Source organism: Nevskia soli (assembly GCF_903970205.1).
Taxonomy (GTDB): Bacteria; Acidobacteriota; Terriglobia; order Bryobacterales; family Bryobacteraceae; genus Bog-113.
On record NZ_CAJCHS010000155.1, the window covers coordinates 1 to 5,270 of the forward strand.

5 protein-coding genes and 1 pseudogene are annotated in these 5,270 nt (G+C 59.6%); 4 read left to right on the top strand and 2 right to left on the bottom strand.

The annotated features are described in order from the left end of the window. Positions 1 to 413 (bottom strand): annotated as a pseudogene (locus H1Y01_RS07130) (phosphoribosylamine--glycine ligase); the annotation flags it as partial. A 48-nt stretch (positions 414 to 461) separates the two neighbouring features. Here H1Y01_RS07130 and mnmG point away from each other — a divergent pair. The 3 genes from mnmG to H1Y01_RS07145 all read left to right on the top strand — a co-directional run bounded on the left by mnmG (position 462) and on the right by H1Y01_RS07145 (position 3,971). Further along, positions 462 to 2,258, top strand: coding sequence for a tRNA uridine-5-carboxymethylaminomethyl(34) synthesis enzyme MnmG (gene mnmG / locus H1Y01_RS07135; RefSeq protein WP_180539752.1), 1,797 nt, complete (start codon positions 462 to 464; stop codon positions 2,256 to 2,258). Positions 2,259 to 2,328: 70 nt separating this feature from the next. After that, a complete protein-coding gene (locus H1Y01_RS07140) occupies positions 2,329 to 3,099 on the top strand; it encodes a ParA family protein (protein WP_180539753.1) in 771 nt (256 codons plus the stop codon). Beyond that, complete coding sequence (locus H1Y01_RS07145) at positions 3,096 to 3,971, top strand: ParB/RepB/Spo0J family partition protein (protein WP_180539754.1); 876 nt, start codon at positions 3,096 to 3,098, stop codon at positions 3,969 to 3,971. The genes H1Y01_RS07140 and H1Y01_RS07145 overlap by 4 nt, the downstream gene beginning before the upstream one ends. A gap of 177 nt (positions 3,972 to 4,148) precedes the next feature. Here H1Y01_RS07145 and H1Y01_RS07150 read toward each other — a convergent pair whose 3' ends face one another. Next, on the bottom strand, positions 4,149 to 4,556 hold the full coding sequence (locus H1Y01_RS07150) for a MerR family transcriptional regulator (protein ID WP_180539755.1): 408 nt from the start codon (positions 4,554 to 4,556) through the stop codon (positions 4,149 to 4,151). Between the two features lie 96 nt (positions 4,557 to 4,652). Here H1Y01_RS07150 and H1Y01_RS07155 point away from each other — a divergent pair. Next, on the top strand, positions 4,653 to 5,270 hold a 618-nt coding region (locus H1Y01_RS07155; RefSeq protein WP_180539756.1), incomplete at its 3' end, for a PHP domain-containing protein.

The window sequence follows — 5,270 nt, forward strand, 5'->3', positions numbered from 1 at the left end:
TATCGGCTCCTGCGCAACACAGCTTCAGCTTCGGCGGGCGACGTCACGGCATCGAACGCCGCTGTTGGAATCTTGTGCTGCGCGAAGAATCGCTTGGCGAACACCTTGCTGCCCTCGAGCCGCGCGTTCCGCACCGTTGGGCCAACGATTCTTTTCCGGGTGGCCCCGAATCCATCCACGAGCCCCCCGACCAGCAGCGCTTCCGGGCCGACGACGGTCAGATCGATATCCCGCTCGATGGCGAGAGTCACGAAAGTCGCTACTGTGTTGTCCCGAACGCTGACGCATTCGGCTTCCTGAGCGATCCCGGGATTCCCCGGCGCTGCAATGACGTGCGTTACCGATTCACTCCGGCGCAATCGCCAGGCGAGCGCGTGCTCGCGGCCGCCCGAGCCTATCACTAATACCCGCATGCTCTAGCTACGTTACCAACCCGAACGCTCTGCTCGTACACTGAAGCTATGCGCGAAGCGTTCGATGTCGTGGTGGTCGGGGCCGGACACGCCGGCTGCGAAGCTGCGCGCGCATGTGCCCGGTTAGGCCTGCGCACGGCCATGGTCACGATGAATGCCGATCTGATCGCGCAGATGTCGTGCAATCCGGCGATCGGGGGCATTGCGAAAGGGCATTTAGTCCGCGAAATCGACGCTCTCGGCGGGATTATGGGCGAAGTAGCGGACGCCGTGGGCATCCAGTTCCGGTTGCTGAATACCAGCCGCGGACCTGCTGTCTGGAGCCCTCGCGCCCAGTGCGACAAGAAGCTGTACCGCCAGAAAATGAAGGAGGTTCTGGAACGCGAGCCGAACCTCTACATCAAGCAGGCGGAAGTCGCGGAGATCGTCATTGAAGACGGTCGCGCGCGCGGCGTTCGCCTACGGGATGGGCGCGAAATGCGGTCCGGAGCAGTAGTCATTACGACCGGCACTTTCCTGAACGGGTTGGCGCACGTGGGCGAGCAGCGATATGCGTGCGGGCGCAACGGCGAAGCGCCTGCGAACCTTCTCGGCGAACAGCTTCGGAGTCTGAATCTCGACTGGACGCGGCTGAAAACCGGCACTCCGCCGCGTTTGGATGGCCGCTCGATTGACTGGTCGAAGTTTACGCCGCAGCCGGGGGACGCTGTTCCGACGCCGTTCTCGTTTCTGACCGATTCGATTGACCGGCCTCAGATCGGATGCCACCTTGGGCATACAACCGAAGAGACGGCACGTATCATCCGCGAGAGCCTTGCGCGGTCGCCGCTTTATTCCGGTCAGATCGAGGGTGTCGGGCCGCGGTATTGCCCCTCGATCGAGGACAAGTTCGTAAAGTTCCCCGACAAGCCGTCGCATCAGATCTTCCTTGAGCCGGAAGGACTCGACACCCACGAGGTTTACATCAACGGCATGTCGACCAGCATGCCGCTTGATGTGCAGGAGGCGATGGTCGCCTCGATCCCCGGTCTTGAGCGCGCGGAAATGATCCGCCCCGGCTACGCGATCGAGTACGACGCGATTGATCCGCGCGAGCTGGACCATCGGCTCGAAGTGAAAAAACTGCCCGGTCTTTTCCTCGCGGGACAGATTAATGGCACATCCGGCTACGAGGAGGCGGCTGCTCAGGGCCTGATCGCCGGGCTAAACGCCGCGCTGAAGATTCAAAACAAAGCCAGTTTGGTTTTGCCGCGAAACGAAGCCTACATCGGGATCATGATCGACGATCTGATCACGAAAGGCGCTGACGAGCCGTATCGAATGTTCACGTCGAGGGCCGAATTCCGGTTGCACCTACGGATCGATAACGCTGATGAACGCCTGACGCCCCTGGGACGCGAATCCGGCTTGGTTAGTGATGCGAGGTGGACCCGATTTCAGACGAAAGCCAGGCAGAAAACGACGTTGCTTGCGGGTCTGGCGTCTAGCAAGTACGGAGGGTGGCTAAAGAGGCCCGAAGCATCCCTGGAGCAGATCCCGGAGTGGGTTTCAGGCACGTTGGGGGCGCCACCCGTGCCGGGACTGCTCACGTCGGTCGAGACCGAGATCAAGTACGAGGGCTACATTTCGCAGCAGCGCCGTCACATCGAGAAGCTGAATGGTTCGATCGCACGTTCGATTCCGGACCAGTTCAGCTTCCGAAGGATTCCGGGACTTTCTCGGGAAGTCCAGGATAAGCTGGAGCGCGTCCGGCCGGCGACGCTTGGTCAGGCGGCTCGCATTCCCGGCATCACTCCAGCGGCGATTTCAGTCCTGGATGTCTATCTGACTCTGAACCGCGGTTGACGTTTCACGTGAAACATACCTGATTCGCGCCCGGGTCAGCGTTTCACGTGAAACATGGTAAGTTTGCCAGTTGGGTCGAATCATCTCCGTTACGAATCAAAAGGGTGGGGTCGGTAAGACGACGACCGCCATCAATCTCGCTGCCTCCCTGGCGATGAACGACATTCCTATTCTCCTGATCGATTCCGATCCGCAAGGAAACTCGACCACTGGCCTCGGTATTCAGAAGTCGCCGGACAGCCCCACCCTCTACAACGTACTGATGGACGAAACCGACGTCAATTCGGCCATCGTAAAGACGGAAATCGACGGACTCGACCTGCTCCCTTCCGACAAAAACCTCGTCGGTGCGAACATCGCGCTTGTTCCGAAACCCGAACGTGAATATACCCTCCGGAAGAAGCTTGCTTCCATTCGGGATCGCTATCACTACATACTGATCGACTGCCCACCGGCGCTCGACTTACTCACCCTGAACGCGCTCCTCGCCTCAGACGCCGTTCTAATTCCCATTCAATGCGAGTTTTTCGCGCTCGAAGGGATTTCCGAGCTCCTCGATACCATTGATCGGATCCGGGACTCTTTTCACCACAAAATCGCTCTCGAGGGTATCTTGCTCACGATGTATGACGACCGCACCAACCTGACCCGGCAAGTAGCGGCCGACCTCCGCGAGTTTTTCAAGAAAGAGGTCTGCAAGACAGTGATCCCGCGAAGTATCCGGCTGGCCGAGGCGCCCAGCTTCGGCAAACCCATCGCGCTCTACGATCCGAAATCAAAGGGAGCGGAGAGCTATATCCAACTCGCCAAGGAAATTCTCGGCCACGAGCCTAAGGCATGAGCAAGAAAGCACTAGGGCGAGGTCTCAGCACCCTAATTCCCGGCCGCGAAGAGCGGATATCGGAACCCGCAATCGCCGCGCTACCCCAAATTCCGACCGAGCTGCCCGTCGATCGCATCGTTCCAAACCCTTTCCAACCGCGCCGCTACTTCGATGAAGCCGCCCTTACCGAGCTCGCCGACTCCATTAAATCGGAAGGCATCATACAACCTATCGTGGTGCGGGCGCACCATGACCACTACCAGTTGATTGCAGGGGAGCGCCGCTGGCGAGCGGCCCAATTAGCCGGCTTAACTGCCGTTCCGGTTCGCGTGCAAGAAATGCCGGATGAGCGGATGCTCGAAGTGGCGCTAATTGAGAACATCCAGCGCGAAGACTTGGACCCCATTGAAACCGCGCGGGCGTTCCAGAGGTTGAGCGCCGATCTCTCCCTCAGCCACGAAGAGATTGGCCGCCGCACCGGCAAGGACCGGGCGACCATCTCGAACGCGATTCGACTGCTTCAACTCCCCGACGAAGTGCAGCGCCTCCTCGCCGAGCGCAAACTATCGCCGGGGCACGCTCGCGCGTTGCTGAAGATTGCCGACCCCGCCCTGATTCGCCAGATTGCCGCTCAGGCCGTGCAGCAGCAATGGTCCGTCCGCTACGTCGAGCAGCTCACCACCGACCAGGCGAGACCGGACCCTCCGGAGCGAAAGCCCGAGCCGGCTCCGCAGGATCCGAACGTTCGTGCCGCGGTTGAGAATCTTGAACGCGCGCTGGGGACGCGGGTTCGCATCATCGAACGCGGCAAAGGCAGGGGGCGAGTCGAAATCGATTACTTCTCGGCCGAAGATCTCGATCGCATCTACGCGGCTATCGTACGCGACTAACTTTCGACCGGCACTTCCACTTCAATCTCGCGCAATACCGCGGTCGGCGAGGCGTCAGCGCGAACTTCACCCAGATAGGCGATGTAGCTGCCCGGCTCTCCTTCGACTGCCAAAGTATATGTCCGCGTCATTCGATCGGGTCCACTCGCTTTCGTGCCCTGCGCCTAACCCAGCATCCTAACCCAGCATCTTCAAAATCGCCACGAGTTCTTTGCGAATTTCCGGGATCACGCTTTGCTCCGGGGGCGATGCGCCCGCGAACAGCCACTGCTGCGAGTGCGGCGCTTCGACGCGCGGTCCCTTCTCCTTTGCAACCTTCTTATTGGACGACAGAGTCTGCCGCGCGCCTTCGATCGTAAACCGTTTCGCGTAGAGCAACTCTTTAATCTCGAGTAGCTGCTCAACATCCTTACGGCGATACAGGCGATGTCCCGTGTCCGATTTCTTAGGCGATACCGACGGGAATTCCGTTTCCCAGTAGCGCAGCACATACGGCTCCACGCCAAGCAAACGGCTCACCTCGCCGATGCGGAAGTACAGCTTATCTGGGATTTCGGGAGTGTCGAGCAGAGCTGCTTCGGGCATCGACCAATGTCATCGTATCATCGCGTAGCCCGCATCGCGCTCCGGCACGAAGTGTGAAAAAATGAAGATGCCTCCCCGGGAAGATTGCCTCGAAGCATGTCTGAAGTCCCTTTCGTCCATCTGCATTGCCATACCGATTATTCGCTGCTCGACGGCGCCTGCGAGATCAGCCAGCTGATGCAGGTTGCCGCCGAGCAGAAGATGCCGTCCATCGCGATGACCGATCACGGCAACATGTTCGGCGCCGTGCAGTTCTATAACGCGGCCAACGCGTGCGGCGTACACCCGGTGCTCGGGTGCGAAGTCTACGTTTCGCAGCGCGGCCACAAAACGCGCGCGGATAACGATCGCTATAACCACCTGGTCCTGCTTTGCGAGAACCAGGAGGGCTATCGCAACCTGATCAACCTGGTTTCCACCGGATTCCTCGACGGCTTCTACTACAAGCCGCGCATCGATAAAGACCTGCTTAACCGGCACTCGAAAGGTCTGATTGCGCTTTCGGCGTGCCTGCGCGGGGACATTAACGAAGCGGTGGTTGCCGATCGCTATCCGGATGGCCGCCGTCTGGCGCACGAATACGAAGACTTATTCGGCAAAGGCAACTTCTTTCTCGAGCTGCAGGACCACGGCATCGACAACGATAAGGTGGTGATTCCAGCACTCGCGCGAATGTCGGCGGAGACAGGGATTCCGCTGGTAGCCACCAACGAC

Coding starts and splice junctions, on each gene's coding strand:
- mnmG (WP_180539752.1), top strand. CDS start 462: ATGCGCGAAGCGTTCGATGTCGTGGTGGTCGGGGCCGGACACGCCGGC.
- H1Y01_RS07145 (WP_180539754.1), top strand. CDS start 3,096: ATGAGCAAGAAAGCACTAGGGCGAGGTCTCAGCACCCTAATTCCCGGC.
- H1Y01_RS07150 (WP_180539755.1), bottom strand. CDS start 4,556: ATGCCCGAAGCAGCTCTGCTCGACACTCCCGAAATCCCAGATAAGCTG.